This is a genomic window from Pseudomonas sp. NEEL19 (assembly GCF_028751975.1).
Classification (GTDB): Bacteria; Pseudomonadota; Gammaproteobacteria; order Pseudomonadales; family Pseudomonadaceae; genus Aquipseudomonas; species Aquipseudomonas juntendi.
Window position 1 is genome coordinate 2231719 of the sequence record NZ_CP081491.1, and the last position, 26086, is coordinate 2257804.

The following is a 26086-nucleotide window of genomic DNA, read 5'->3' on the forward strand; positions in this document are numbered from 1 at the left end:
CTGCAAAGCGGCAGGTGGCGCTATGAATACCGACCTCAAGCAGTGCCTGGACAACGACCCGATGGGGCGCTTTCAGTGCCTGGCCATCGGCATATGCATCCTGCTCAACATGATCGACGGCTTCGACGTGCTGGTCATGGCCTTTACCGCTGCCTCGGTGTCTGCCGAGTGGAACCTCAACGGGGCGCAGGTGGGCTTGCTGCTCAGTGCCGGCCTGTTCGGCATGGCGGCGGGCTCACTGTTCATCGCACCCTGGGCTGACCGCTTCGGGCGGCGCCCGCTGATCCTGCTGTGCTTGGTGCTGTCGGGGGTCGGCATGCTGCTCTCGGCGTTGAGCCAGAGCCCGATGCAACTGGCCCTGTTGCGTGGGCTGACGGGCCTGGGCATTGGCGGCATCCTGGCCAGCAGCAACGTCATTGCCAGCGAATATGCCAGCAAACGCTGGCGCGGCCTGGCGGTCAGCCTGCAGTCCACCGGCTATGCCCTGGGGGCAACCCTGGGCGGTTTGCTGGCGGTGTGGCTGCTGGGGCAGTGGGGGTGGCGGTCGGTGTTTCTGTTCGGCGGTATCGTCACCGTCTGCGTGTTACCGCTGGTCTGGTTGTGGTTGCCGGAGTCGCTGGACTTTCTGCTGGCACGCCGGCCAGCCAACGCCCTGGTGCGGGTCAATCGCTTGGCGGTAAGGCTAGGCCACCCGGCACTGGCGCAACTGCCAGCGCTTGCGGCCAGGGTGCCGGGCAGTGCCAGCGGTTTCCGGCAACTGTTGGCGCCGGCCATGCGCCGGACCACGCTGGTGATCTGGTTGCTGTTCTTCCTGGTCATGTTCGGTTTCTACTTCGTCATGAGCTGGACCCCGAAGCTGCTGGTGGCGGCCGGGCTGTCCGCGCAGCAAGGCATTACGGGCGGTGTTCTGTTGAGCGTGGGCGGCATCCTCGGCGCGGCGCTGATCGGCGGGCTGGCCTCGCGCTGGCCGCTTACCCGCGTGCTGGCGCTTTTCATGCTGACCACTGCGGCGCTGCTGGTGCTGTTCGTGGCCAACGGGGCCTCGGCCAGCGCGGCATTGGCCCTGGGCCTGTTGATCGGGCTGTTCGCCAACGGCTGCGTGGCCGGCTTGTATGCCTTGTCGCCGGTGGTCTACGACGCATCGGTGCGCGCCACCGGCGTGGGGTGGGGCATCGGCATCGGGCGTATGGGCGCCATTGTGTCGCCCACCGTGGCGGGTGTGCTGCTCGATGGCGGCTGGCAGCCGCTGCACTTGTATGGGGTGTTTGCCAGTGTGTTCGTGCTGGCGGCGGGGTGCCTGCTACTGCTCCGCGCACCCAGGCCGGCCCCAGTGGCGGTCAGCGATGCGCTGAGCCACTGACTACTCGAGCCCGGCTTGCGCTAAGATGCCGGCTCGTTTCCCTGGAAGTTGCCTGGATGAGCAAGCCCGGTCAAATGGTGCTGGTCGCGTTGCGCAAGATGATCGCCTCAGGCGAGCTGGCGGCCGGCGAGCGTCTGATGGAAGTTCCCACTGCCGAACTGTTCGGCGTTTCACGCATGCCGGTGCGCATGGCCTTTCGCACGCTCGAACAGGAAGGCCTGCTGGTCCGCTTCGGCGGCCGGGGCTTTCAAGTGCGTTCGGTGAGCGCCGATGACATTGCCGGAGCAGTCGAGGTGCGCGGTGTGCTCGAAGGCCTGGCCGCCCGCCAGGCTGCCGAGCGCGGCTTGGCCGCGCCGGCCCGTGCGGCACTACAGCAGTGCCTGATAGAGGGCGACCAGCTGTTCGACAAGGGCTTCGTGACCGAAGAAGACCTGCAGGCCTACCACGATCTGAACATGCGCTTTCACCAGGTGATCATCGAAGCCAGCCACAACCCGGCCATTACCGTGGCGCTGGCGCGCAACGACCACCTGCCATTCGCCTCGGTCACGGCGCTGGCGGTAGACCGCCACGACCTGGCCCGTGAATACCGGCGCTTCAACTTCGCCCACATGCAGCACCATGCCGTGTTCGATGCCCTGGTCAACCGCCAGGGTGCCCGCGCCGAAGCGATCATGCGCGAGCATGCCAATGCAACCTTGCGCTATGCCGAAACCTTCGGCGCAAACGCCTCGGGCACCGGCATGCAGGTGATCCTTCCCAGCGCGCTGGCCGCTTCAGATATCCAGCACCAGTAACGGTGTTTTCGCGCGCGAGCAGCAAGGCGTGAACTGATCGTTGAGGGCTTGTTCATCTTCGGTCAGGAACAGGTCGCGGTGGTCTGGCGTGCCCTGCAGTACGCGGGTCAGGCACGTGCCGCAAATACCTTGCTCGCACGACATGGCGATCTCGATGCCGTTTTGCTCCAGTACCTGTACCACGGTCTGGTCGGCTGGCACCTCGAACACTTGGCCGGTGCTGTTGACCTGTACCGAGAAGCTGCCGTCGTTGCTGGCGTCCACGGGTGCGGCTGCGAAATACTCGCGGTGCAGGTTGGCCTCCTGCCAGCCCAGCTCCCTGGCGCTGCCCAGCACATGCTGCATGAACCCGCCCGGCCCGCACACATACAGGTGCACGTCAGCTTGCGGGTTGCCCAGCACCTGGCGAGCGTCAAGCGCCGTTTCCGGCTGCTGGTCAAAATGCACGAACAAGCGGTCGGCAAAGGGCGCGTTGCGGATACGCTCGACGAATGCGGCACGCTCACTGGAGCGGGCGCAGTAGTGCAGCTCGAAATCGTGGCCACTGTGGGCCAACTGCTCGGCCATGCACAGGATCGGGGTAATGCCGATGCCGCCGGCAAACAGCAGGCTGCGCCGCGCCCCATCGGCCAGCGGGAACAGGTTGCGCGGCGCACTGATCTGCAGCCGCGCGCCGACCTGCACCTGCTCGTGCAGGCTGCGTGAGCCGCCCCGCGAAGCCGGGTCATGAAGTACGCCGATCAGGTAGCGGTGGCGCTCTTGCGGGTGGTTGCACAGCGAATACTGGCGCACCAGGCCATCGGGCAGGTGCACGTCAATGTGGGCCCCGGCGCTGAATGCCGGCAGCAGGCTGCCATCTGCCGAGGCCAACTCGAAACTGCAGATACCCTGCGCTTCATCGTTACGGGATACCACGATGGCATCGATCATGTCGGTGGCTCCTCAGGCAGGGGTGGCGCTGGTGGCGATCAATTGCGGCTGTGCTGCACGCTCTTTGGCGATGACCCGCTCCAGCACCTTGCGCGATTGCACGCCACCGGCATCGATGTTCAGCTTCAGCAGGTTGCGCCCAGGGTTGGCCAGCAGGTTCTGTTGCTGGCGCTCGAGCATTTCCAGGTCCTCGCTGAAAATCTTGCCCTGGCCCTCGCGGATGTCGGCGGTCAGGTTCTGGTCGTGCGCGGCAAAATTGCGCGCCATGCCCCAGAAGTACCAGATCGAGGTGTCGCTTTCCGGGGTGATGAAGTCGACCACGATGCTCGCGGCCTTGTGCTGCGCTGCAGCGTGGTAGCCACCCTTGCCGGCATGTGCCACACCCACTTCGATCAGGACGTGGCTGGGTGGGGTGAAGCGGCAGATCTGCCAGCGGTCCACCGGCACATCGTCGGCCAGGCCGTTGCCGCGCAGGGCCATGCGCCAGAAGGGCGGGGCCATGATGTTTTCCATGTGCCGGGCGGTGACCACTTCGTCGCCGGTGACGGTGGTGACAGGCGGGGCTTCGTCGATTTCCTTCTGGCCGATGCTGGAGGCATGCACGTAGGTTTCGTGGGTCAGGTCCATGAGGTTGTCGATCATCAGGCGATAGTCGCAGCCAATGTGGAACAGGCCTCCGCCGTAGGCCCACTCTTCATTGTCTGCCCATTCCAGGTGCGGGATAAGCGCCGGGTCGGCCTGCGCCTGGTCGCCAGGCCAGACCCAGATGAAGCCATGGCGCTCCACAACGGCAAACGCCTTGTTGCACGGAAAGCCGCGAACCCGCTGGCCAGGCATCGACACCGTCTTGCCGTCACAGCCCATGACCAGGCCGTGATAGCCGCAGACCAGGTTGCCGTCCTCCACGTAGCCCAGGGATAACGGCGCGCCTCGGTGCGGGCAGAAGTCCTCGACAGCGGCTACACGGTTCTGCTGGCCACGGTAAAAGACGATTTTTTCGCCACAGATCTGTCGGCCCAAGGGCTTGTCGGCAATTTCGTCAGGGGTGCAGGCAACGTACCAGGTGTTTTTCGGGTACATGAAGGCTCTCCAGGTTTTGTTTTTGTTTAATGGATCCATTAGAGCCATATGCGCGTGCGTGGTCAATCTGCATTTACGCAATGAACAACGCTATTTGTGCGATTATCGAATCGTCTGTGGATCCATTGATGGGCGCGTCTCTCCTATGTGTCCGTGACCTGCTATTACTGGATGGTCACCCGATACTCCAAGGCTCCCTGATGCTGGCCATCGAAAACCTGCACAAATCATTTGCCACCCCCCAAGGGCCGTTGCCGGTGTTGCAGGGCGTCGACCTGTGCCTGCCGCGCGGCAGCAGCCTGGCCTTGATGGGCGAGTCTGGCAGTGGCAAGAGCACCTTGCTGCACCTGGTGGCCGGCCTGGACCGTGCCGACAGCGGGCGCATCCTGATTGACGGCAGTGCCCTGGACAGCCGCTCGGAGGCGTCCCTGGCACTGTGGCGGCGACAGGGGATTGGCCTGGTGTTCCAGCAGTACAACCTGATCAGCAGCCTGGACGTGGGCAGCAACCTGGCATTCCAGGCCCGGCTGGCCAACCGGCACGACCCCGAATGGGGCGCCCACCTGGCTCAGCGTCTGGGCCTGGCTGACCTGCTCGGGCGTTACCCTGAACAATTGTCGGGCGGCCAGCAGCAACGCGTGGCCATCGGCCGCGCATTGGCTGGGCGCCCGGCCTGGTTATTGGCTGACGAACCCACCGGCAGCCTTGACGAAGCCACCAGCGACGAAGTGCTGAGCCTGTTGCTGCAACTGGTCAGCGAGGCTGGCAGTGGCCTGCTGATGGTCACCCACAGCCCCCGGCTGGCGGCGCGGCTGCAGCAACGTTGCTACCTGCAGGGTGGCCGTGTGCGCAGCGGGCAGGGCGCATGAGGCTGCTGTCGCTGGCCCTGTTGGCATTGCTCAGCCACTGGCGGCGCCACCGCGTGCAGTTTTTCAGCATCTTCACCGGGCTGTGGCTGGCCACGGCGCTATGGACCGGGGTGCAGGCCTTGAACACCCAGGCACGCAGCGACTACGCCAGGGCCAGTGCGGTACTGGCCGGGCCACTGCAGACGCAACTGCTGCCACGCCACGGCGAACGCTTTGACCAGGCGCTGTACGTGCAACTGCGCAGGCTGGGTTGGGCGGTGTCGCCGGTGCTGGAGGGGCGCCTGCGCCTGCCAGGCGAGCCCGGGCGCAGTGTGCGCCTGATCGGCATCGAGCCATTGAGCCTGCCGGCGGCCAGCAGTATCGCCGGGGTGCAGCCCCAGGCGTTCGACCTGCAGGCGTTCATCGGCGTGCCCGGGCAGGCCTGGGTCGGGCCAGACACCTTGCGCCTGTTGAACATGACCGCAGGGCAGGTGGCCCACGACCGCGATGGGCAACCGCTGCCACGGTTGCTGGTGCAAGCCGAGCTGGCCCCAGGGGTGATCGTGGTCGATATCGGCCACGCGCAGGCCTTGCTGCAGGCACCGCGGCAGTTGTCACGCCTGCTGGTAGCGGCAAGCCCGGGGCCTTTGCCTGCCGACATTGCGGCGGACCTTGTCCTGCAACCCCGGCAGGATGATGGCGGTTTGCAGCGCCTGACCGACAGCTTCCACCTCAACCTCACTGCGCTAGGCCTGTTGGCCTTCGTCGTCGGCCTGTTCATTGCCCATGCCGCGATTGGCCTGGCATTGGAACAGCGGCGCGGGCTGATTCGCAACCTGCGCGCCTGTGGTGTCAGCCTGGCTACCCTGCTGTGTGCCCTGGGGCTGGAGCTGGGGCTGTTCGCAGTGCTCGGCGGGCTGGCCGGGGTTGCCAGTGGCTACGCGGTGGCGGCCTGGTTGCTGCCCGATGTCGCCGCCAGCCTGCGCGGGCTGTATGGCGCGCAGGTCGCAGGCACGCTGAACCTGCCTGCGCAGTGGTGGTTGTGGGGCGTGCTGGTCAGCGTAATCGGTGCACTGCTGGCCGGGCTGGGCAGCATCCTGCGCGCCGCACGCTTGGCCTTGCTGGCGTTGGCGCAGCCGCAAGCATGGCGCCTGGCACAGGGGCCGTGGCTGAGGCGTCAGGCTTGGGTAGCGGGCCTGTTGCTGGTGCTGGCGTCAGCTTGTGGGGTGTTCGGTGACAGCCTGCCCAGCGCCTTCGGTATGCTGGCGGCGCTGTTGCTGGGGGCGGCATTGGCGTTGCCAGCCTGGCTCGACAGGGTGCTGGCCTGGTTGGCGCGCCGTTGTCAGCGGCCGTTGGCCCAGTGGTTCGTTGCCGACAGCCGCCAGCAGTTGCCTGCCTTGAGCCTGGCGCTGATGGCCTTGCTGCTGGCGCTGGCTGCCAGCGTGGGCGTGGGCAGCATGACCGAGGGCTTTCGCAAGACCTTTGTCGGCTGGCTGGACCAGCGCTTGTCCGCCGACCTGTACGTAAGCCCAAGCGATACCGCGCAAGGCGTGCAGATAGCCCAGTGGTTGGAGCAGCAACCTGCCGTGCGGGTGGTTCTGCCTGGCTGGCGCGTCGAAACGCAGTTGCAAGGCTGGCCGGTCCAGGTGCAGGGCATTGTCGACCACCCCGTTTATCACAACCGGTGGCCGTTGCTGGAACAGCAGCCGCATGCCTGGCAGCTATTGGCCGATGGGCAGGCCGTGATGCTCAGTGAGCAGCTGGCGCGGCGGTTGCGTTTGCACCTGGGGGACCACCTGAAACTGCCCACGGACCCGTCTCGCCGCCTGCTCGTCGTTGGCCTGTACGCCGACTATGGCAACCCCAAGGGCCAAATGCTGGTGAATGCCCAATCGCTGCGCGCGCATTGGCCGGATGCTGCGTTGACAGGCTTGAGCGTCGACCTGCTCGACCCCCGGGGGGCCGCCTTGAAAGCCGCGTTGCAACAGCGCTTTCACCTCGACGATAGCCGGGTAGTGGAGCAGGCGCAGTTGAAGCGGTGGTCGACCGAGGTATTCAACCGCACCTTCGCCGCCACCGCCGCGCTCAACAGCCTGACCCTGGGCGTGGCCGGTGTGGCGCTGTTCATCAACCTGCTGACCTTGGGCCAGTCCCGTCTGCGCCAGCTGGCGCCGCTATGGGCCCTGGGGGTACAACGTACCCAGCTGGTGTGGCTGAGCCTTGGCCAGGCACTGCTGCTCAGCAGCCTGACCGTGCTGTTGGCGCTGCCGTTGGGCCTGTTGCTGGCCTGGTGCCTGGTCGCGGTGGTGAATGTTCAGGCATTCGGCTGGCGTTTGCCGCTGCATGTGTTCCCCGCCCAGTTGCTGCAACTGGCCCTGCTGGGCCTGCTCACCAGCCTGTTGGCCAGCGCCTGGCCACTCTGGCAACTGGCCCGGCGTCAGCCGCGCGAACTGTTGAGGCCGTTTGCCGATGAAACGTAAAGCCTGGCTGTTGCTCTGCAGCCTGTTGTGCGGCTGTGATCAGCCGGCACCGCAAAGCTATGCCGGCCTCGGCCAGCCGGCAGGCGGGTTCAGCCAGGTCACCCGGGGCCATCGCCTGGAATTCCCACGGGACCATGCGGCCCACGATGGTTTCCGCATCGAGTGGTGGTACGTCACCACCAACCTCAAAGACACCCAAGGGCGTGACTGGGGCGCGCAGTGGACGCTGTTCCGCTCAGCCCTACGCCCCGGCCCGGAGACCGGCGATTGGCAGAGCCCGAACCTGTGGATGGGCCACGCCGCGTTGACCGGCCCCGGCGGCCATCGGTCAGCTGAAACCCTGGCCCGTGGCGGGATTGGCCAGGCGGGTGTGCAGGCCCAGCCGTTTCGGGCGTGGATCGACGATTGGTCGCTGCAGGGGCCGGGCGGTATCGACAACCTGCGCATGACGGCCGCTGGCAAAGGTTTTCGCTACGACCTGCAGTTGCGCAGCGAGCGGCCTCTGGTGCTGCACGGCCAGCAAGGCTACAGCGAAAAGTCGGGCAAGGGCCAGGCTTCTTACTACTACAGCCAGCCGTTCTACCGGGTGCGCGGCGAGGTCGAGCGCGACGGCCTGTGCATCGCGGTGACTGGCCAGGCCTGGCTGGACCGGGAATGGAGCAGCCAGCCGCTGGCCGCCGGGCAAACGGGCTGGGACTGGTTCTCGCTGCACCTGGACAGCGGCGCCAAGCTGATGCTGTTCCAGGTGCGCGAAGCGCACGGGGAGGCGTATCGCGCCGGCACCTGGATCGACCCGCAGGGCCAGGGGGTAGCGCTGTTGCCGGCACAGATCCGCTTGCAGCCGCTGGCCTGGGCCCCACAGGGCAATGGCAAGCAGCTGCCGACCCGCTGGCGGGTGCAGGTGCCTGAGCACGGGGTGGATGTGCAGGTCGATGCTGTTCAGCCGCAGGCGTGGATGCAGACGCGCTTCCCGTATTGGGAAGGGCCGGTGCGTTTGAGCGGCAGTGCCGGTGGCCGTGGGTACCTGGAAATGACCGGGTATTAAGCATTTCGAACCGGGCACGGCACTCTCTTTTGCAGGGGTATATACCTCCCGGTATATGGACAGCCCACCCCCCGCCGCTTAGCTTGAATGCTCGACGGGGCACGCCTTGCTCAGCATAAAAACAACGATGCCCCTGTGACCTTTCAGACCTGCCAACCCCACAACTCTAAAAATGAGGCGGCAAATGGAAAGCATCGGTACCTATGTCATCTACGTGATCATGGTGTGTGCGGTACTGGGTGCATTGGCATCCATCTATAACCCCGAAGGCGAGCTGGGCCAGGAGTTCATCGCCGGGCTGCACAGCATCGGCCCGATCTTCATCCCGGTCGCTGGCATCATGGCCGCGATCCCGTACATTTCAGCCGGCATCAGCCAGGTAATCGCGCCGCTGTTCCAGTTGATGGGCGCCGACCCTGGCACCGCGGGGCCTATCTTCATCGCCTCGGACATGGGCGGCTACCAGTTGGCCAAGGCCCTGGCGCAAAGCCCGGAAGGCTGGATCCTCGGCCTGATCACCGGGTTCCAGAGTGGTTCGACGATCATTTTCGTCATCCCGGTCGGGTTGGCCATGCTGCGCAAGGTCGATCACAAGTACATGGCACTGGGCATCATGGCTGGGCTGCTGGCCATTCCCTTGAGCATCATGATCATCGCCATGGCCATGCAGGGACTGGACCTGGGGGTGCGCCCGGATATCGCAACCACCGGTGCCGCCACCCAGGCCTTGCATTTTTCCTGGGCGATGCTGCTGCGCAACCTGATGCCCTTGATCCTGTTCTGCATTGCCCTGGCGGCGGCGCTGCGTTACTGCCCGGCACTGATGGTGTACCTGTTCCTCAAGCTCGGGCAGTTCATGTACATCGCCGTGGTGCTGGTACTGGTGGCGTCGATCGTGCAGTACTTCACCGGGCTGTTCAGCCATGTATTCGGCAGTTGGGGCTTCGCGCCGATCATCGCCGATGCCGATGACCAGTTCCGCGCCCTGGAGATTGCCGGCTACGTCGGCCTGATGCTGTGCGGGGCATTCCCCATGGTGCATTTGCTCAAGCGCTTTCTGGCGCGGCCGATCGAGCGCGTGGCATCGCGCTTCGGCATGTCTGGGGTCGGGGCTGCGGGTGTGCTGGCGGCTTCGGCCAATATCCTCGCCATGTTCCGCCTGGTCAGCGAGATGCCGCCCAAGGACAAGGTGTTGGTGATTGCCTTTTCGGTGTGCGCGGCATTCACCTTCGGCGACCACATGGCCTTCTCGGCAAACTTCCAGCCCTCGCTGATCCTGCCGCTGATGATTGGCAAGCTCAGTGGCGGCCTGATTGCCATGCTGCTGGCCAGTTGGCTGGCCGTGCCCAAGGCGCAGGAAATGGGGCGCCAGGACGACGCCGCAGGCGCCTTCGCGGTGGCGCCCGAGCCGTCCTGAGCGTAAAGCGTCGTGCATTTGATCCGGAGCGTCCAGGGCGCCCCGGATTTTGTGCTTTTGGCTGGCCAAGGCGGTAAGGTCATGAGGCTTTGGTGCATGAGAGCGTGGTGAACAATGACAAAAGACGAAGCGAACGGGCTGGCTGCGCTGATCGAAGCGATCGGCAGCGAACACTTCGGGCCGGCGCTGGACAAGGTGGTAGGCGACAAGCTGGCGTTCGACATGAGCTGCGCGTACCTGTTCCAGTTCAACCAGCCGGCCGTGCTGGTGCATAACGGCTACAACCACAGCGTCAGCGAGCGCACCCTGAACGCCTATGTGCGCGGCGGTTACTTGCTGGACCCGTTTTATGTGGCCTGCATCAACGAGCACCCAGCCGGGCTGTGGCGCATGAGTGAACTGGCGCCCGACTGCTTCTTCTCTTCAGGTTTCGCCATCTCCCGTGATATCCACCCTTGCGTGGCCTCCGGCTACGGCACGGCAGTGGAAGAGGTGGGGTTCATCATGCCGTTGCAGCCCCAGGTGGCCATGGTCTATTCGCTGATGCGCCATCAGCGCAGTGGGGACTTCAGCGCGGCGGAAATGGCGCTGCTGGCGGACCTGGCGCCATTGCTGGCCGCGCTGTTCGGCCAGCACTGTCGGCTGCGCTTTGCCGAGTGCCTGCGGGCATCGCCGGAAGGCGCCGTGCTGGAGGATGCCTTCGTGGAAATCCTGCAGGGGCAGTTGACCGAGACCCAGCGTTTGATCGCCAAGCTGTTGCTGCAAGGGCACAGCAACGCCTCGATTGCCCGGCAGTTGAATATCTCGGAGGGGACGGTGAAGGTGCACAAGCACAACATCTACCAGCGGCTGGACATTTCCACCAACGCCGAACTGTTTCGCCTGTTCATCGATTATCTGGCCAAGGCATAGCACCGCGTTGCCGGCAGTGGGACGCTGCGCGGCCCGTACGCGGTGCAAGCCCGCCCCGGCACGTTGCCAGGTGCGCCAGGAGCGGGGTGCTTATTTGAACAGCGGGCTGAGGTGTTCGCTCAGGTAGGTGCCCTGCGGGTCCAACTGCCGGCGCAGCTTGCGGAAGTCCTCGGCACGCGGGTAGATGGCGCTAACATCCTCGCCCGTCAGGAAATGCAACTTGCCCCAATGCGGCCGGGCGCCATACGACCGCAGGATCTGGTCCACCGCGCGCAAGTAGTCCCAGTAATCGGTGCCCGGCTCGCCGGAAACCGAAATGGTCACGCTGTCCTGTTCGAAGAACGGGCTCATCCAGGCGCCGTCACCTGCCGTGAACCGGTACTCGATGGGGTAGATGGCTTGCGGGAAGTCTTCCAGCATCAGCTTGCGCACTGCCCGCAGGGCTTCCTTGCTGTGGCGCAGCGGCACGGCGTACTCCAGTTCATGGAAATTGGGCAGGTACTCGATCGGGTACACATCCGAGCTGTACGCGACCTTCTCGAATGCGCTTTCCCAGGCGGGGCGATCCGTAATGTCCATGACCTTGACTTCGCACACGTCGGTGGTGCGCCCGCTCCTACTGGTGGCCGCGGTGTCGGGCAGGCAATAGCAGTGCCGGCTCTGCTCGGTGGGGCACCAGAAGAAACTGAAATGGCGATGCTTGCGCGCCAGTTCGTCGTGCCTGTCCATCACGCTCTCGAAGTCTTCGCGCCAAATGCGCTCGTGCAGGTTGAAGCTGTCGGTCACCTGCAAGGTCAGTTCGCTGACGATGCCCAGCACACCCAGGGAAACGCGGCCCGCCTGCAGCAGGTCAGGGGTGCTTTCGTCGACGACGAGAATGTCGCCGTTGGGTTGCACCAGCTTCATGCCCACTATCGACGAGGCCAGGTTGCCCAGGGTGAGGCCTGTGCCGTGAGTACCGGTGGTGAGTGCCCCGGCAATCGACTGGCTGTCGATGTCGCCCTGGTTGACCATCGACAGGCCAGCCGCCCGCAGGGCCTTGCCGAAGGCATTGATGGTGGTGCCGGCAGCGGCGGTGACGCGCTTTCTGGCGTGGTCGACATGGCGTACGCCGCTCATGTTGGCCAGCGTCAGGTGCAGGCCATTGGTCAGCGCTACCGGGGTGAACGAATGCCCGGAACCGGCCACCCGAACGTTCATGCCGTTGCGGCTGGCCTGGTTGACCAGCGTGCACAGTTCGTCTTCGCTGCCCGGCGCCCCGCGTGCCGCGCGAATGCAGGACTGGTTACCGGCCCAGTTGCGCCAGTGCGCGTGGTCCAGGCCGAATTCGTTGATGTGCATGTTATTGGAGGAAGTGCTCACGTCATTCTCCTGCTTGGCGTGCTTGAGGTCAGACCGCGGTGTAGCCGTTATCCGCGAACAGGTGCGCGCCGTTGACGAAACTGGCGTCGTCACTGGCCAGGAACAAGGCGGCGCTGGCCACCTCGGCGGGTTGGCACAGGCGCCCCTGGGCGGCCGCGATGGCCTGTTCGCTGACGTCCACACCGTGCTTGCGCAGCATGTCGATTTCCCGCAGGCCGTGGGCTGTGGCAATGAAACCCGGGCAAATGGCATTGGCGCGGATACCGCGGTCACGGAACTCCACGGCAATGGCCCGGGCGAACATATGGGTGGCGCCCTTGCTGGTGCAATACAGGACTTCCATCGGCGTGCCGACCACGGCCGATATGGAGGAGGTACACACGATGCTGCCGCCGCCGGCTGCGAGCATGCCTGGCAGCACCGCACGGGTGACCAGGAACATGCTTTTCACGTTCACGGCCATGATCCGGTCCCATTCTTCTTCGCTGGTGTCGAGGAAGGGGACAGCCGAAAGGATGCCGGCGTGGTTCATCAATACGGTGATGTGGCCGAAGGCTGCCTCCACGGTGGCGACAGCGGCCTTGACTTGCTGTGCGTCCGACACATCGGCTGCGGCGAAAACCGCTTGGTGGCCGGCTTCGCGCAGTTGTCGCGCAACCGCTGCGCCGTCGCTGCCGGGCAGGTCGACAATGCCGACCCGCGCCCCCTCTGCCGCGAACAGTTGCGAGGCGGCCAGCCCGCAGCCACCCGCGCCACCCGTGATCAGCGCTACCTTGCCGTTTAGACGTCCCGCCATGTTCGACTCCCGAAGATCTTTGTTGAAGTGTTTGTTGCCCGGGCGTTTCGCGATTCGCGTGGCCGAGCATGAAACAGATCAACGGGAACATCCATATACCGATGGGTATACGGGGGCGGGCTGCACGCAGTGGGCTCAGCCAGCCTGCCGTGCGAGCAAGGCCAGGCAACGCTGCACCATCGGGCTGATATCCCCCTGGCGGCGGCTGAGAATGATCGGGCTGACCGCGCTGCTGTCCAGCAGGCCCACGTATTCAATGTCGGTGCGGTGCTGCTGCTGCACCGATGCCGGTACCAGGGTGATACCGACACCTACTGCCACCAGGCCGATCGCTGTCTGCAACTCATTGGCCCACTGGCTGACCCGGATGCTCATGCCGTGCTGGGCAAACAGCGCCAGCACATGGTCGGCATAACTGGGCCGGGGGTTGGCCGGGTAAAGGATGAACGCCTCCGCCGCCAGTTGCGCCAGGCTCAATGGGCTGGCAGACAGCGGGTGGCCCTTGGGTAGCACCGCTACCAGCGGGTCCTCGCACAATACCTGCTGCTCAATGGCCGGGTCGTCGATGCGGATGCGGCCAAAGGCAATGTCGATACGCCCGCTTTTCAGGGCTTGCACCTGCTGCAGCGTGGTCATTTCGCTCAGGCCCAGCTCCAGGTCGCTGTCCTGGCGCAGCTCGCGGATCAAGTCGGGCAGCACGGTGTACAGGGTGGAGGGGGCAAAACCGATGCCCAGCCACTGGCGCTGGCCCTGGCCGATACGCCGGGTGTTGTCGTTGATGCTCTGCAACTGCTGCAGCACGGTGCAGGTTTGCTCATAGAAAAAACGGCCTGCATCGGTCAGCCGCAGCGGGCGTTCGCGCGCGACCAACAGGGTGCCGAGCTCGTCTTCGAGCTGGCTGATCTGCCGGCTCAGCGGTGGCTGGGCAATGTGCAGCAGCTCAGCGGCGCGGGTGAAGTTCAAGGTTTCTGCCAGGACCTTGAAGTAGCGCAGGTGGCGTAGCTCCATCAGACCTCCAGGGTATGGTGAGAGATTCATATGATATTGGACGCTGCGCAGGGTCTCGCGCAATCTTCGCACAAGCAAGCACATGCACCATTCGGGCTGGCCTTCGCCCGCCCGACCTGACGAGACCTGGCAACAATGACAAGCGCGCTGATTGAACGTATCGAGGCAGTCATCGTCGACCTGCCCACCATTCGCCCGCACAAGCTGGCAATGCACACCCTGCAGCAGCAGACCCTGGTGGTATTGCGCGTGCGCTGCAGCGATGGCGTGGAAGGCCTGGGCGAGGCCACCACCATTGGCGGCCTGGCCTACGGCTACGAAAGCCCCGAGGGTATCAAGGCCAACATCGACGCGTACCTGGCCCCGGCGCTGCTCGGCCTGCCGGCAGACAACATCAACGCGGCCATGCTCAAGCTGGACAAATTGGCCAAAGGCAACACCTTTGCCAAGTCCGGGCTCGAAAGCGCGTTGCTCGACGCCCAGGGCAAGCGCCTGGGCCTGCCGGTCAGCGAACTGCTGGGCGGCCGTGTACGCGACAGCCTGGAGGTGGCCTGGACCCTGGCCAGCGGCGACACCGCGCGTGATATCGCCGAAGCCCAACACATGCTGGAAATACGCCGCCACCGGGTGTTCAAGCTGAAGATCGGTGCCAACCCGGTGGACCAGGACCTCAGGCATGTGGTGGCGATCAAGCGCGAACTGGGCGACAGCGCCAGCGTGCGGGTCGACGTCAACCAGTACTGGGACGAGTCCCAGGCGCTGCGGGCATGCCAGGTGCTGGGCGACAACGGCATCGACCTGATCGAGCAGCCGATTTCGCGCATCAACCGCGCTGGACAGGTGCGCCTGAACCAGCGCAGCCCGGCACCGATCATGGCCGATGAGTCGATCGAAAGCGTCGAAGACGCCTTCAGCCTGGCTGCCGACGGCGCCGCCAGCATCTTCGCCTTGAAAATCGCCAAGAACGGTGGCCCACGCGCTGTGCTGCGCACCGCGCAGATCGCCGATGCTGCCGGTATCGCCCTGTACGGCGGCACCATGCTGGAAGGCTCGATAGGCACGCTGGCCTCGGCCCATGCCTTCCTCACCCTGCGCCAGCTGACCTGGGGTACCGAATTGTTCGGGCCATTGTTGCTGACCGAGGAAATCGTCAACGAGCCGCCGCAGTATCGCGATTTCCACTTGCACATTGCGCGCACCCCCGGTCTGGGGCTGACCCTGGACGAAACGCGCCTGGCGCGCTTCGCCAGGCGCTGAGCTGCAGGCTGCAGGCGCACGCGCACACCACGGCGGGGAGCCCACTTGGGCAAAGCCCTGCCAGCTTTTGAAGCTGACGCAAGAAAGGAGAAACCTGCATGCTGTTCCACGTGAAGATGACGGTGAAACTGCCGGTCGACATGAACCCGGCCACCGCTGCCCAGCTCAAGGCCGATGAAAAGGCGTTGGCCCAGCGGCTGCAGCGCGAAGGCACCTGGCGCCACTTGTGGCGCATTGCCGGGCACTACGCCAACTACAGCGTGTTCGATGTGCCTAGCGTCGAGGCCCTGCACGACACCCTGATGCAGTTGCCGCTGTTCCCGTACATGGACATCGAGGTTGACGGCCTGTGCCGGCACCCCTCGTCGGTCCACAGCGACGACCGCTGATTGCTGCTGAACAAGAACAATACGAGGTGAGTACGATGACCGTGAACATTTCCCACACTGCTGACATCCAGGCGTTCTTCGACAAGGTCGCCGGGCTGGACCATGCCGAAGGCAACCCGCGCTTCAAGAAGATCATCCGCCGCGTGCTGCAGGACACTGCACGCCTGATCGAAGACCTGGAGGTCAGCGAGGATGAGTTCTGGCACGCCATCGACTACCTCAACCGCCTGGGCGGCCGTAACGAGGCAGGGCTGTTGGCCGCCGGCCTGGGCATCGAGCACTTCCTCGACTTGCTGCAGGATGCCAAGGATGCCGAGGCCGGCCTGGGCGGGGGCACCCCGCGCACCATCGAAGGGCCGCTGTACGTTGCCGGTGCCCCGCTGGCAGAAGGGGAGGCGCGCATGGATGACGGCACCGACCCTGGGGTGGTGATGTTCCTGCACGGCCAGGTCTTTGCTGCCGACGGCCAGCCGTTGGCGGGCGCGACCGTCGACCTGTGGCACGCCAACACCCAAGGCACGTACTCGTACTTCGATTCGAGCCAGTCCGCGTACAACTTGCGCCGCCGCATCGTCACCGATGCCGAGGGCCGCTACCGGGCGCGCTCGATCGTGCCGTCGGGCTACGGCTGCGACCCACAGGGGCCTACCCAGGAGTGCCTGGACCAGCTCGGTCGTCACGGCCAGCGCCCGGCGCACGTGCACTTCTTCATTTCGGCACCTGGGCACCGGCACCTGACCACCCAGATCAATTTTGCTGGCGACCGGTACCTGTGGGATGACTTCGCTTATGCCACCCGCGACGGGTTGATTGGCGAGCTGCGCTTTGTCGAGGATGCCGCGGCAGCCCATGACCGTGGCGTGCAGGGTGGACGCTTTGCCGAGCTGGCCTTCGACTTCCATCTGCAGGCGGCCACGGCGCCGCAAGCCGAGGCACGCAGCCACCGCCCGCGGGCCTTGCAAGGTTAGCCGCACACACCCGCAAAGCCGGTGCGATCCGCCGCGGCACCGGCTCCGTTAGCAAACCCGCCACAGGCTTTTTTGGATCCATTCCCATTCGCAAAAACCCCGTGCGTTTCGCCAAAGCTTGAGTACAATCGTCAGCTTTTTCCGGGACTTCCGTCCCAGTGCTGGAAACCCCCATGCTGACCGGTAGCTACTCCTCTTCGCTGGTGTTGATTTCGCTGTGCGTGGCGATCCTGGCGTCCTATACCGCCCTTGACCTGGCCGGCCGCATCGCCACGGCCAAGGGCCGGGCTGCCCACTTGTGGATGTTCGGTGGCGCACTGGCCATGGGGATGGGCGTCTGGTCCATGCACTTCGTGGGCATGCTCGCCTTCAGCCTGCCCATCGACCTGGGGTATGACCTGGGCCTGACCGCGTTCTCGCTGTTGATCGCCGTGCTTTCATCGGGCTTTGCCTTGTGGCTGGTCAGCCAGCCAAGCCTGCCAGGTCTGCAATTGGCGTTTGGCGCGCTGATCATGGGGGCAGGCATTGCCTGCATGCACTACACCGGCATGGCGGCGATGCGCATGCTGCCAGGCATCGATTATGACCCGACACTGTTCGGCGCCTCGCTGCTGATTGCTGTCGGTGCCTCGGCGGCGGCATTGTGGATCGCCTTCCGCCTGCGTGCGCACACACCCTATGTGCGGCAGATTCGCGGCCTGGCAGCAGTGGTAATGGGCTTGGCCATCGTGGGCATGCACTACACCGGCATGGCAGCGGCGAACTTCCCGGATGGCAGCTTCTGCGGGGCGCTGGCGGGCGGTGGCCTGCAAGGCGATGGCCTGGTCTACCTGGTGCTTATCACCACCTTGTCAGTGTTGGCGGTAGCCTTGTTGACCTCGGTGCTGGACGCGCGCCTGGAGGTGCGCACCGCAGAGCTGGCCCGTTCGCTGACCTTGGCCAACCAGGAACTGACCCAGCTGGCCCTGCACGACACCCTGACAGACCTGCCCAACCGCACCTTGCTGGCCGACCGCATCGAGCAGGCGATTGCCAGGGTGGCGGAGCAGGGCGGCTGTTTTGCCCTGATGTTCATCGACCTGGACGGTTTCAAACCGGTCAACGATGCGTTTGGCCACCACATTGGCGACCTGCTGCTCAAGGCCGTGGCCGCCCGCCTGCGCGGCCACCTGCACAGCCAGGACACCCTGGCACGGATCGGTGGCGATGAGTTCGTGCTGCTGGTGCAGTTGCAGGAACCCGACGATGCCATGGACGTGGCGGTCAAGCAGGTCAACCTGGTGTCACGGCCATTCCGGGTGGCCGAGCACGACCTGCAGTTGTCGGCCAGCCTGGGTATCGTCCTTTACCCGGGCAATGGCCAGGACCAGCACGAGCTGCTGCGCAATGCCGACGCGGCCATGTACCATGCCAAGAGCGCCGGCAAGAATGGCTACAGGTTCTTCGACGTGTCGATGAACAGCAACGCCCGCCAGCAGTTGCAGTTGCTGCAGGACTTGCGCCAGGCCGTGGCGCAGCGCCAGTTCCGCTTGCACTACCAGCCCAAGTTCGACGCCCAGGCTTGCCAGCCCATCGGTGCCGAAGCCTTGTTGCGCTGGGAGCACCCGCAGCAGGGGTTGCTGATGCCTGACCGCTTCATCGCGCTGGCAGAAAAAACCGGCCTGATCATCCCGATTGGCGAATGGGTGCTCAACGAAGCCTGCCGGCAGATGCGTCTCTGGCTGGACCAAGGCCATCATCAGTGGCGCATGGCGGTCAACCTGTCGGCTATCCAGTTCAGCCATTGCGGGTTGGTCGACAGCGTGGCCCAGGCCTTGCAGCACAATGGCCTGCCAGCCAACTGCCTGACCCTGGAAATTACCGAAACCACCGCCATGCATGACGCCGATGCCAGCCTCACAGTGCTGCAGCGCTTGTCCGATATGGGCGTGGACCTGTCCATTGATGATTTCGGTACCGGTTATTCCAGCCTGATGTACCTCAAGCGCCTGCCCGCCAACGAACTGAAGATCGACCGCGGCTTCGTGCGCGAACTGGAACAGGACAGCGATGACGCCGCGATCGTGTCGGCCATTGTCGCGCTAGGCCAGGCACTGGGGCTGCGAATCGTCGCCGAAGGGGTAGAAACTGACCGGCAGCAGGCGTTTCTGACCCGCCTGGGCTGTGACTCGCTGCAGGGCTACCTGTTGGGGCAACCCGTACCGGCCGAGCAATTTCTGAGCAAGCTGCAAGCGATGGGCCCGGGGGCCAAGTCTGCCGGTTAACCGGCGTCGCGCAAGGTAAAGGCGGGGGCGAAGGCATCCATCTCGGCCTCGACGGCCTCGATGATGCGTTCGACATCGGCGGCGGCCATGATTGCCGCACACGGTATGCCGGCAATCGCCAGCACGGTTTCTCCGGTGGCTCGGTCGAATAACCGCGCGACCATGCTGCGTGGCGCATCCATGCTGGCCTCGAAGCCCAGCGGGTGGAAATGCCAGCGCATCACCTGGCAGGCGTTGGGGAACGTCATCTTGTTCATGCCAGCCTCCTGGTCCGTGCCTGGACGTAGTGGGCGGGTGGCCACATCGATGCGGCCGCCGGGTAAGTAAACATAGCACCTGCAATGCGCGATTCTCAGCGGCGAACATGACAAATGTACTGTTGCATGACAACGGTCACATCTGCGGCCCCGCCGGCGCAGTGCCAAAGCCCTCGGGGCAAACGTTTTCGCCTGCTGGATGCACGCCCCGGCGCAGGTTTTCTGCGGGTTGCACTGTCGGCCCTGGCCCCTGGCTTTCAGACGAACGGCGTGCTCAACCCAGCAAACCGGCCGCGATGTTGATGGTGAACCCCAGGATCGCCGTGTTGAACACGAACCCCACCAATGAATGCGCCAGCACTACCCGGCGCAAGCCACGCCCGGCCACCCCTACGTCGGAGGTCTGCACGGCCACGCTGATGGTGAACGAGAAGTAGTGGAAGTCCCAGTAGTCGGGGTTGCGTTCGCCATCGGCAAATCGCAGGGGGGGTTCATGCTGCCGCCCGGTGTAGAACAACCGCGCATAGTGCAGGCTGAAGATGCAACCGATCATCAACCAGGACCCCGCCACCGTCAGGCCGGTGTACAGGTAGTGCAGGGCCTGTGCGCTGCCCTGCAGGCCGCGGCTGGACACCAGTTGCAGCGTCACTGCGGCCAGGCTGGCGATGGCGGCAATGCACACCGTCAGCAGCACCAGGCCGGCATTTTCATCTTCGATGCGGGCCACCTGGCGGACTTTCTCCGGGTTGGCGCTGCAGCTCAGGTACAGCACCAGCAGCAGATACAGCCAGACCCCCAGGTTCCAGCCAGCGAGGATATGCTGCACGCTGTCGCCAGCGGGTATCAGCCAGCCGCCCAGCAGGCCGACCACGGCGGCGATGCTCAGGCGGGGGTGTGTACGGGTCAGGCGGTGGAAAGCCATGGGGCCTCTTTCTCGGTCGATATGGCTATCACTCTAGCCTGTCGTGGCCAACCCGGTGGCAGGTCACCGGGCGCTTCAGGCCGGCAGCGGCAGGGTGGCCTGCGGCAACGCCGGTGTTGTTTGCTGGCGCCCATCGCACACCCTTGCAACTCTCAGTACACTGCACGTTCCAACACCAACATCTGTTGAACTCGAGGTTTTTGCATGAAGCTCAGTCCTTTGGCAGGCAAGCCGGCACCAGCCAGCGTGCTGGTCGATATTCCCCGGCTGCTCACCGCCTACTACACCGGCCGCCCAGACGCCGCCGTGGCGGCCCAGCGGGTGGCCTTCGGCACCTCGGGGCACCGTGGCACTTCGCTTGAATTGAGTTTCAACGAGTACCACGTCCTGGCCATCACCCAGGCGATCTGCCTGTACCGCCAGGAAAAAGGCATCGATGGCCCGCTGTTCATCGGCGCCGACACTCACGCCCTGTCGGCCCCAGCCGCCGCCAGCGCCCTGGAAGTGCTGGCCGCCAACGGCGTGCAGGTCATGCTGTCCAAGGATGACGAATACACGCCAACCCCGGCCGTGTCGCACGCCATCCTCTGCCATAACCGTGGCCGTACCCAGGGCCTGGCCGACGGCATCGTCATCACCCCGTCGCACAACCCGCCGCAAAGCGGTGGCTTCAAGTACAACCCGCCCAATGGCGGCCCGGCCGACAGCGACGTGACCAAGTGGATCGAAGCCAAGGCCAACGACTTACTGGCGGCCAACCTGGCCGGCGTCAAGCGCATGGACCATGCCCAGGCCCTGCAGGCGGCCACCACCCAGCGCCATGACTACGTCAGCCACTATGTGGCCGACCTGGAAAACGTCATCGACTTCGACGTCATCCGTGCTGCCAAGCTGCGCCTGGGCGTAGACCCCCTGGGTGGGGCAGGGGTGCGTTACTGGTCGGCGATCGCCAAGCATTACCAACTCGACCTGGAAGTGGTGAATACCGAGGTCGACCCGACCTTCCGCTTCATGACCGTCGACTGGGATGGCCAGATCCGCATGGACCCATCCTCGCCGTATGCGATGCAGGGCCTGATCGGCCTGCGCGACCGCTTCGACGTGGCGTTCGCCTGCGACCCGGACCACGATCGCCATGGCATCGTCACGGCCGATGGCCTGCTGCAGCCGAACAACTACCTGGCCGTGGCCATCGATTACCTGTACCGCCATCGCCCGCAATGGCGCAGCGATGCCGCCGTGGGCAAGACCGTGGTGTCCAGCGGCCTGATCGATCGGGTTACCCAGCGCCTGGGCCGCGAGCTGTATGAAGTGCCGGTGGGCTTCAAGTTCTTTGCCCAAGGCCTGTTCGACGGCACTCTCGGTTTTGGTGGCGAAGAAAGTGCAGGGGCATCGTTCCTGCGCCGCGATGGCTCGGTGTGGGCCACCGACAAGGACGGCCTGATCCCCGCGCTGCTGGCTGCCGAGATGACCGCCCGTACCGGGCGCAACCCGAGCCAGGCCTATGCCGACCTGACCGAGGCACTGGGCAAACCGTATGCCACCCGCGTCGAGGCCAAGGCCGATGCGCGGCAGAAGGCGCTGCTGAGCAAGCTGGCACCGGAGCAGGTGAAATCCACCGAGCTGGCCGGTGAGCCGATCGTGCAGATCCTCAGCCACGCCCCGGGTAATGGCCAGGCGATTGGCGGGCTGAAGGTGATGACTGCCAACGGTTGGTTCGCCGCACGCCCGTCAGGCACCGAAGACATCTACAAGATCTACGCCGAAAGCTTCATCGACGAGGCCCACCTGCAGCGCCTGGTGCAGGAAGCGCAGGTGCTGGTGGACGCTGCCATCGCCTGACCGGCAACAAAGCACTTGGAACTGCGGCGCGATGTAAATTAGAATTAATCCTATTTACGCCGCCGCAGGGCCTTCCCATGATCGACGCCGCGCCGCCACAAGAGCCTATCCTGCCTGCCCTGTACCGGGAGCATCGCAGCTGGCTGGAAAGCTGGCTGCGCCGGCGCATGGGCAATGCCTGGGATGCCGCCGACCTCAGCCAGGATACGTTCCTGCGGGTGCTGGCCAGTGCTCAGCCGCTGGCAGACATCCGCGAGCCACGCGCCTACCTGCTTACCGTGGGCAAGCGCCTGCTCAGCAACTTCCACCAGCGCCGCAGCCTGGAGCAGGCCTACATGGATGCCTTGGCGCAGTTGCCTGAACAGCATGTACCGTCGCCCGAGCAGCGCTGGATCGTGCTGGAAACCCTGCAAGCACTGGATGAACTGCTCGACGGCCTGAAGCCGCCGGTGCGCAGGGCGTTTCTCTGGAGCCAGCTGGAAGGCCTGGGCTATGCCGAAATCGGCAAGCGGCTGGGTGTGTGCGAGCGCTCGGTCAAACGTTACATGGCGCAGGCTTACGAGCATTGCCTGTTGGCCGATCTGCAATGACCCAACCTAGCGCCGAAACCCGCGAGGCCGTGCGTGCCGCTGCCCGTTGGCTGGCACTGCTGGATTCCGGCGACGCCAGCGACAAGGACCTGCAGCGGCTCGCGCAATGGCGCGCCAGCAGCAGCCTGCATGAGCAGGCGTGGCACAAGGCAGCCTTGTTGCGCGCGCGCTTCTCCGGGCTGCCAGGGGCGTTGGCAATGGCCACGCTGGACCGCCCGGATGCCGGCCGACGGGCGCTGCTCAAGCGCGCCCTGGGCGTGGCGGCGGTGCTGCCGGCGGCGTGGCTGGCAAGCCGTGAGCTGCCCTTGGATGCCTGGGCGGCCGACCTGCGTACCGCGGTGGGGGAGCAGCGCCAGGTACTGTTGAGCGACGGGACGTTCCTGCAGTTGAATACCGACAGCGCGGTCGATCTCGACCTCGGTGCACGGCGCCTGACCTTGCTGCGCGGGGAGGTTGCCGTAAAGGTGCCTGCGCATCTGCAACTGGCCTTGCACGTGCCCGAGGGCCAGGTGCTGCTAGGCGATGCCGAGGTGTGCTTGCGCCTGTTGGGCGACGCCTGCCGGGTGTCGGTGCTCAACGGCAGGGCCCAGCTCCAGCCGGCCCATGGCCCGGCACGCACGCTGCTGGCAGGGCAGCAGGCCAGCTTGCAGGCAACTGGCGTCGGCGCGGTCAGCGGGCTGGACCCTTGGCGGCTGGGCTGGCGCGAAGGGGTGCTGCGGCTGGACGACCGGCCGCTGGGCGAACTGTTGCACGAGCTGCGTCGCTACCGCCCCGGGGTGCTGCGCTGGGCGCCCGCGCTGGAGCGGCTGCGCGTCACCGGCACCTTCCGCCTTGACGACACCGACCGGGTGCTGGCCTTGCTGGCTGCAAGCCTGCCGTTGCAGGTGCAGTCACGCACCCGTTACTGGGTCAGTTTGTCTGCGCGAGAAAATCGTGCATGAGGCTGTCCCCTTTTTTTCACTCGCCGGTCATTACCGGTAGGAGAAAATAAAGGGGAGCCTTGTTCAATGCCAGCAGTAAAGTCCTGCCGCCTGCGCCCACTGGCGCGCGCCGCGCATCCGTTGTTCGCCATGAGCCTGTTGCTGTGTTCACCGGCCTGGGCCGATGAGCCCGTGCGCCGCACATACCAAGTAGCGCCCGCCAGCCTGGGGGCCGCGTTGACCCGCTTCGCCGACCAGGCGGGCGTCAGCCTTTCGCTGGACCCGGCACTGGTGCAAGGCCGGCAGAGCGCTGGCCTGTCTGGCGCCTACAGTGTTGACGAAGGGTTTGCCCAATTGCTGCGGGGCAGCGGCCTGCAATGGCTCCCGGTGGGTGAAGGGGCCTTCACCCTGGTGCCGGCCCCCCAGGCCGGTAGCGCCCTGGAAATCGCCCCTACCAGTATCGTCGGCGGGCTGGTCGCCCCTGGCCAATCGCAGCCCTACGCTGGCGGCCAGGTGGCACGCCAGGGCGCACAAGGCCTGCTCGGCTCGCGGGACTTCATGGAAACCTCCTTCAGCATCACCAGTTACACCAGCGAGGTGGTCAAGAACCAGCAGGCCCGCACCTTGGGCGAGCTCATCGCCAGCGACCCCTCGGTGCGGGCCACCAACCCCGCCGGCGGGCGCTTCGAACAATTCACCATTCGCGGCTTCAGCCTGTTCAACAGTGATGTCGCCTACAACGGCCTGTACGGGATCTTGCCGACCTATTCGATCGACATGGAAATGGCCGAGCGGGTCGACATCATCAAAGGCCCCAGCCAGTTGCTCAACGGCATATCGCCCCGGGGCAGCGTAGGCGGTGGCATCAACGTGCAACCCAAGCGCGCTGGCGACAAGCCGATTACCACGTTCACCGGCAGCTATGCCTCCGACAGCCAGGTGGGGGGTGCCGTGGATATCGGCCGGCGCTTCGGCGAAGGTGACCAGTTCGGTGTGCGCTTCAACGGCGTCAAGCAAGCCGGCGATACTGCATGGGACCACCAGGCTGTCGATCGCCAGATGGCGGTGCTGGGCCTGGATTTTCGCGGCGAGCGCCTGCGCCTGTCGGCCGACCTGGGCCACACCGAGCGCGATACCGATGCGCCGCAGGAGCGTGTGCTGATCGGCGCCAACGCCAAGGTGCCGGATGCCGATGACGTGCGCCACAACTATGCCCAGGCCTGGAGCAAGGCGCGCACCAATGACACCTTTGGCGCACTGAATGCCGAATACGATATCAGTGATTCGCTGCTGGCCTACGGTGCGGTCGGCGCGCGCAAGAGCAACCATGACTTCCTGCGCCACAACGTGTCGATCATCAATGACGCCGGCGATTTCAGTGTGCAGCCCCGCGACTTTACCCGCGATGAATCTGTGCGTACCGCCATGGCTGGCCTGCGCAAGTGGTTGCAGACCGGGCCGGTCAGCCACGAACTGAACCTGGCCGCCAGCTATTACTACATGGACTTCACCAACGGCGGCGCCCGTTATGCCGCCGCACCCAGCAACCTCTACCACCCGGTGGCCACACCCACGCCGGGCACACCCACCCGCTTCGATTCGAAGGTCTACACGGAAAACCGCTTCTCCGGCGTGGCCCTGGCCGACACCCTGGGCTTTTTCGACGACCGCCTTCTGCTGACCCTGGGCGCGCGCTGGCAGCGGGTGCAAGTGGATGACTGGAGTGATGGCGTCAAAGGCGACACCGCCTATGACGAAGAAAAGGTCTCGCCCTCTGGCGGGGTGCTGCTCAAGGTCACCGAGCAGTTGTCGCTGTACGCCAATTACATGGAAGGCCTGAGCCAAGGCAAGATCGCCCCGTCGACCTCGGTCAACGAAGACCAGATATTTCCGCCATTCACCAGCCGCCAGGTCGAGGTCGGGGCCAAGTATGACTTTGGCCAGGTGGCCTTCACCGCCAGCGCGTTCCGCATTCGCCAGCCGGCCTACGAAACCAACCCGACTTCGCGGGTGTTCGGCCCCAATGGCAAGCGTGACAACCGCGGCATCGAGCTGAGTGTGTTCGGTGAGCCTGTGCAGGGTGTGCGGGTACTGGGTGGGGTGATGTACATCGACAGCGAGCTGACCGACACCGTCGATGGCGCCTACGACGGCAACCGCGCCCCGGCCACGCCGGAGTACAACGTGAACCTGGGGGGCGAGTGGGACGTGCCGGGGGTCAAAGGCTTGACCCTGACAGCACGCGGTATCCACTCCAGCTCGCAGTACCTGGACCAGAACAACAGCAAGAAGATCGATGGCTGGGAGCGCTATGACCTGGGGGCGCGCTACGCGTTCAAGGTGGATGAGACCGAGGTCACATTGCGTGCCAGTGTCGAGAACGTGCTGGATGACCGCTACTGGAGCTCGGCAGGGGCCTCGGATGACAGCGAGCCGGGCCTGACCCTGTCGACCCCACGCACCTATCTGCTGTCTGCCACGGTCGGCTTCTAAGCCTTGCACGGTCCCCTGTAGGAGCGGCCTTGTGTCGCGATGGGGCGCGAAGCGGCCCCAAATTTTCAGCTTCGCCGCAACTTCAGCTTCGCCGCAAAAAAACCGGGGCCGCTTCGCGCCCCATCGCGACGCAAGGCCGCTCCTACAGG

Annotated in this window: 22 protein-coding genes; 15 read left to right on the forward strand and 7 right to left on the reverse strand. The window is 65.0% G+C overall.

Features of this window, described 5'->3' with window-relative positions; translation table 11 throughout:
- The first annotated feature begins 22 nt into the window (after positions 1–22).
- Positions 23–1360 (forward strand): MFS transporter, encoded by a 1338-nt coding sequence (locus K4A76_RS10060; protein ID WP_173888623.1) that lies wholly within the window; start codon positions 23–25, stop codon positions 1358–1360.
- A gap of 56 nt (positions 1361–1416) precedes the next feature.
- The gene (locus K4A76_RS10065) at positions 1417–2157 is read left to right on the forward strand and encodes a GntR family transcriptional regulator (RefSeq protein ID WP_009686503.1); all 741 of its coding nucleotides are present in this window, start codon (positions 1417–1419) and stop codon (positions 2155–2157) included.
- Here the strand turns inward: K4A76_RS10065 and K4A76_RS10070 are convergent.
- The gene (locus K4A76_RS10070; RefSeq protein ID WP_274412071.1) at positions 2137–3087 is read right to left on the reverse strand and encodes a PDR/VanB family oxidoreductase; all 951 of its coding nucleotides are present in this window, start codon (positions 3085–3087) and stop codon (positions 2137–2139) included. The genes K4A76_RS10065 and K4A76_RS10070 overlap by 21 nt on opposite strands.
- Positions 3088–3099: 12 nt before the next feature.
- Positions 3100–4167 carry an aromatic ring-hydroxylating dioxygenase subunit alpha gene (locus K4A76_RS10075; RefSeq protein ID WP_054905548.1) on the reverse strand — a complete coding sequence of 356 codons (1068 nt, stop codon included), beginning with the start codon at positions 4165–4167 and terminating at the stop codon, positions 3100–3102.
- Between the two features lie 200 nt (positions 4168–4367).
- Between K4A76_RS10075 and K4A76_RS10080 the strand changes: the two genes are divergently transcribed.
- The 5 genes from K4A76_RS10080 (at position 4368) to K4A76_RS10100 (ending at position 10869) form a co-directional block, all read left to right on the forward strand.
- Positions 4368–5036, forward strand: coding sequence for an ABC transporter ATP-binding protein (locus tag K4A76_RS10080; RefSeq protein WP_274412072.1), 669 nt, complete (start codon positions 4368–4370; stop codon positions 5034–5036).
- On the forward strand, positions 5033–7495 hold the full coding sequence (locus K4A76_RS10085) for an FtsX-like permease family protein (protein WP_274412073.1): 2463 nt from the start codon (positions 5033–5035) through the stop codon (positions 7493–7495). Before K4A76_RS10080 ends, K4A76_RS10085 begins: the two co-directional genes overlap by 4 nt.
- Positions 7485–8540, forward strand: a complete 1056-nt coding sequence (locus K4A76_RS10090) for a lipocalin-like domain-containing protein (protein WP_274412074.1) — start codon at positions 7485–7487, stop codon at positions 8538–8540. Before K4A76_RS10085 ends, K4A76_RS10090 begins: the two co-directional genes overlap by 11 nt.
- Before the next feature lie 184 nt (positions 8541–8724).
- Complete coding sequence (gene eutH, locus K4A76_RS10095; RefSeq protein ID WP_029887056.1) at positions 8725–9957, forward strand: ethanolamine utilization protein EutH; 1233 nt, start codon at positions 8725–8727, stop codon at positions 9955–9957.
- A gap of 114 nt (positions 9958–10071) precedes the next feature.
- Complete coding sequence (locus tag K4A76_RS10100) at positions 10072–10869, forward strand: helix-turn-helix domain-containing protein (protein WP_274412075.1); 798 nt, start codon at positions 10072–10074, stop codon at positions 10867–10869.
- Positions 10870–10959: 90 nt separating this feature from the next.
- On the opposite strand, the gene K4A76_RS10105 is transcribed toward K4A76_RS10100, so the two are convergent.
- The 3 genes from K4A76_RS10105 to K4A76_RS10115 all read right to left on the reverse strand — a co-directional run bounded on the left by K4A76_RS10105 (position 10960) and on the right by K4A76_RS10115 (position 14035).
- Positions 10960–12231 carry a D-arabinono-1,4-lactone oxidase gene (locus K4A76_RS10105; protein WP_274412076.1) on the reverse strand — a complete coding sequence of 424 codons (1272 nt, stop codon included), beginning with the start codon at positions 12229–12231 and terminating at the stop codon, positions 10960–10962.
- Between the two features lie 28 nt (positions 12232–12259).
- Positions 12260–13027 carry an SDR family NAD(P)-dependent oxidoreductase gene (locus tag K4A76_RS10110; RefSeq protein ID WP_054912732.1) on the reverse strand — a complete coding sequence of 256 codons (768 nt, stop codon included), beginning with the start codon at positions 13025–13027 and terminating at the stop codon, positions 12260–12262.
- Between the two features lie 135 nt (positions 13028–13162).
- Positions 13163–14035, reverse strand: a complete 873-nt coding sequence (locus tag K4A76_RS10115; protein WP_009686514.1) for a LysR family transcriptional regulator — start codon at positions 14033–14035, stop codon at positions 13163–13165.
- 135 nt (positions 14036–14170) lie between these two features.
- Between K4A76_RS10115 and K4A76_RS10120 the strand changes: the two genes are divergently transcribed.
- The 4 genes from K4A76_RS10120 to K4A76_RS10135 all read left to right on the forward strand — a co-directional run bounded on the left by K4A76_RS10120 (position 14171) and on the right by K4A76_RS10135 (position 18913).
- On the forward strand, positions 14171–15292 hold the full coding sequence (locus K4A76_RS10120) for a muconate cycloisomerase family protein (protein ID WP_274412077.1): 1122 nt from the start codon (positions 14171–14173) through the stop codon (positions 15290–15292).
- Between the two features lie 98 nt (positions 15293–15390).
- Entirely contained in the window at positions 15391–15681 is a 291-nt protein-coding gene (gene catC / locus K4A76_RS10125; protein WP_182389033.1) for a muconolactone Delta-isomerase, read from the forward strand.
- 35 nt (positions 15682–15716) lie between these two features.
- Positions 15717–16649, forward strand: a complete 933-nt coding sequence (catA, locus tag K4A76_RS10130; RefSeq protein WP_274412078.1) for a catechol 1,2-dioxygenase — start codon at positions 15717–15719, stop codon at positions 16647–16649.
- 173 nt (positions 16650–16822) lie between these two features.
- Positions 16823–18913 (forward strand): putative bifunctional diguanylate cyclase/phosphodiesterase, encoded by a 2091-nt coding sequence (locus K4A76_RS10135; RefSeq protein WP_274412079.1) that lies wholly within the window; start codon positions 16823–16825, stop codon positions 18911–18913.
- Here the strand turns inward: K4A76_RS10135 and K4A76_RS10140 are convergent.
- Positions 18910–19170 carry a DUF1652 domain-containing protein gene (locus K4A76_RS10140; RefSeq protein WP_009686520.1) on the reverse strand — a complete coding sequence of 87 codons (261 nt, stop codon included), beginning with the start codon at positions 19168–19170 and terminating at the stop codon, positions 18910–18912. The genes K4A76_RS10135 and K4A76_RS10140 overlap by 4 nt on opposite strands.
- Positions 19171–19444: 274 nt before the next feature.
- Entirely contained in the window at positions 19445–20092 is a 648-nt protein-coding gene (locus K4A76_RS10145) for a DUF1345 domain-containing protein (protein WP_009686521.1), read from the reverse strand.
- 204 nt (positions 20093–20296) lie between these two features.
- Between K4A76_RS10145 and pgm the strand changes: the two genes are divergently transcribed.
- From pgm to K4A76_RS10165, 4 genes are all read left to right on the forward strand, one after another.
- The gene (gene pgm / locus K4A76_RS10150; protein ID WP_054912736.1) at positions 20297–21934 is read left to right on the forward strand and encodes a phosphoglucomutase (alpha-D-glucose-1,6-bisphosphate-dependent); all 1638 of its coding nucleotides are present in this window, start codon (positions 20297–20299) and stop codon (positions 21932–21934) included.
- Positions 21935–22011: 77 nt separating this feature from the next.
- Positions 22012–22524, forward strand: a complete 513-nt coding sequence (locus K4A76_RS10155) for a sigma-70 family RNA polymerase sigma factor (RefSeq protein WP_274412080.1) — start codon at positions 22012–22014, stop codon at positions 22522–22524.
- Entirely contained in the window at positions 22521–23465 is a 945-nt protein-coding gene (locus K4A76_RS10160; RefSeq protein ID WP_212623399.1) for a FecR domain-containing protein, read from the forward strand. The genes K4A76_RS10155 and K4A76_RS10160 overlap by 4 nt, the downstream gene beginning before the upstream one ends.
- Before the next feature lie 66 nt (positions 23466–23531).
- The gene (locus tag K4A76_RS10165) at positions 23532–25937 is read left to right on the forward strand and encodes a TonB-dependent receptor (RefSeq protein ID WP_274412081.1); all 2406 of its coding nucleotides are present in this window, start codon (positions 23532–23534) and stop codon (positions 25935–25937) included.
- The last annotated feature ends 149 nt before the right edge of the window (positions 25938–26086 follow it).